3 protein-coding genes are annotated in these 2384 nt (G+C 66.7%); all 3 read right to left on the minus strand.

The features are described from left to right. The coding region (locus RSO01_RS46505; protein ID WP_147157432.1) for an ABC transporter permease at window positions 1-655 on the minus strand (655 nt) is incomplete at its 3' end. A gap of 1 nt (window position 656) precedes the next feature. Beyond that, window positions 657-1658, minus strand: coding sequence for an HlyD family secretion protein (locus RSO01_RS46510; protein ID WP_147157433.1), 1002 nt, complete (start codon window positions 1656-1658; stop codon window positions 657-659). A gap of 199 nt (window positions 1659-1857) precedes the next feature. Next, on the minus strand, window positions 1858-2166 hold the full coding sequence (locus tag RSO01_RS46515; RefSeq protein WP_170303902.1) for a helix-turn-helix domain-containing protein: 309 nt from the start codon (window positions 2164-2166) through the stop codon (window positions 1858-1860). Between the last annotated feature and the right edge of the window lie 218 nt (window positions 2167-2384).

Here is a 2384-nt window from a genome sequence, read left to right on the forward strand (position 1 = left end):
CCGCCAGCCACTCCGTCATGTCGCGGCGGGCGAACTCGGAGCCGACCGCGTAGCCCGCGGCGATGGCGATCACGACATGCAGGACCATCGGCAGGATGGCGCGCAGCAGGAACTGGGCATAGTTCATCGCCGGGTTGGTGAGGACATACTGCTCGACCACCAGCGGGCCGGGCGCATAGCCGCCGCCACGCGGGCCCGCGGGAAGATCGGCGATGCCCGCCGACAGTGCTGCCGTCAGCGACCCCGAGGCGATGTTGCCCGGCGTGAAGTATTGCTTGTTGTGGAAGATCACGATCTGCGGCCGCTTGCCCGCCTGGACGTCGCGCTCGAGGTTGCGCGGGATATAGACCGCGGCGATGGCATCGCCCGATCGCACGGCTTGCATGGCGCCATTGAGATCCGTCGACCGGCGCGTCACCGCCACGCCGGGCGCGGCGTTCACCGCCTGGACGAAGATCGCCGACGTCTGGCTGTTGTCGGCGTCGACGACGTCGACCCTGAGATCGCGCACCACGGCATTGCTGAAGGTGAGCGACAGCAAGGCGAAGGCAAGCAGCGGCACGCCCACCACCAGGAACAGGGCGACGCGGTCGCGCCAGATCCACTGGACCTCGCGCCAGGCGACGGCGATCAGCCCGGACGGCAGACGCTCCATGTCAGCGCTTCTTCCAATCGGCATAGACGCTCATGCCTGGCCGCAGTCCGGCCACCGGCTCGGTCGGATAGGCGCGGATCTCGAAGGTGCGCAGGTCGAAGTCACCCGTGGCACGGGTCGCGCGCCAGCCGGCATATTCGCCGCGCGTGGCGATCTTGCGCACCTCGACGGCGATCGGCTTGTCGCCCAGGGCCGGCGCGCGCACATCGAAGCGATCGCCGACCTTGAGGTCCTTGACCAGATCCTCGCGCAGGTCGAAGCGCAGCCAGATATCGCTGAGGTCGACCAGCGTCAGCAGCGGCACGCCGGGCGAGACGTATTCGCCCGGATCCGCGCCGGTATGATAGACCTGCGCGGCCATCGGCGACTTCACCGTGAGCTCGGCGACCTGCGCCTGCAAGGTGGTGATCGCGGCCTCGGCCTTGGCGAGGGCGGCCTGTGCGACACCGCGCTCCTCGGCCGTGTAGCCGTTGACGGCTTCGTCGAGCGCAAGCTTGGCCTGTTGCTGGCTGCGCCGGGTGACATCGAGCGTCGCCGTCGCCTCGTCGAGCTTCTGCACCGAGGCGAACTCGCGTGCGGTCAGCTGCTTGGTGCGATCGTAGTTCTGCTCGGCAAGCTTGGCGCTGGCCTCGGCCGCCGCGAGAGCCGCGCGACGGGCATCGACGACCTCGGCGCGCGTGCCGACCTGGATGCGCTTGAGGTCGGCGGCGGCCACGGCGCGCGCCGCCTCGGCTTCCCTCAGCCGGGTCAGCAGCTCGGGATTGTCGATCGTGACCAGGATCTGCCCCGCCTTGACGTCCTGGCCGCGATGCGCCGACCGGGTCGCCACACGACCGTCGACGCGGGCCGCGATGTCGACTCGCGTGGCGTCCGCCTCGCCCTGGACGATCAGCGGCTGCGGCCGCGCGAGGTACCACAGCGAAACCACCAGGATGACGGCAATGGAAACCGCCACGATGATTGTCGCCGCCCGTGGGGCGCCGGGGTTGGTCTTGACGGTCATGCGCGCGGCCCTCGCAATTTCACAAATTTCTTTGACCAGGATGCATAGCCTGCGCCAGCTATACCTTCGTACCGCGCGGCGACCAGGCGCCCAAATGGGAAAGCGCCGGACGTCGCCGCCGCTCCTTCGATTTCCGAGGCGGCCGCAGGGTTAGGTCAGACGACGATTCGGATGAAGGCTTGGATCGGCCAAAAGCCGGTCAGTTTCGGACAGAATGCCGCCCGCCGCGGAACTCACGCGGGCCCGTGTTGGTCCAACGTTTGAGAGCCCGCCGCAAGATCGCAGCCTCACTGAATCCCAAGGAGTGAGCGATGTCGTCCATGGGCAACTCGGTATCGCGCAGGTACTTGATGGCGACTTGCATCTTGAGCTCGTCGCCCAGCTTGCGGAACGACGTGTTCTCCTGATCGAGCTTGCGCCGCAAGGTCCGAATCGTCATGTGCAGCCGACTCGCCACCACGTCGAAGCTGGTCGGCCTCATGAGATTCAACAGAAGGATCTCGCGCACCTTGCCCGCCGTGCCCGCGCTCAGCTCAAGGTCCGCCATCAGCGATTCGCAGAGCTCTATCACCGACGAATGCGAGATTTCGTTGCCATACTCGGGCCTTTGGTCGAGGTGGGTGGAATCGAAGACCAGTCATTGCGCGGCGAAGTACAGGCACCGACCGATTTCACCCACCCGATTCGTCGACATCACTGTGCTGCACAACTAATAGCTCTGCACAG

It is taken from the genome of Reyranella soli (genome assembly GCF_007992495.1).
Lineage (GTDB): Bacteria > Pseudomonadota > Alphaproteobacteria > Reyranellales > Reyranellaceae > Reyranella > Reyranella soli.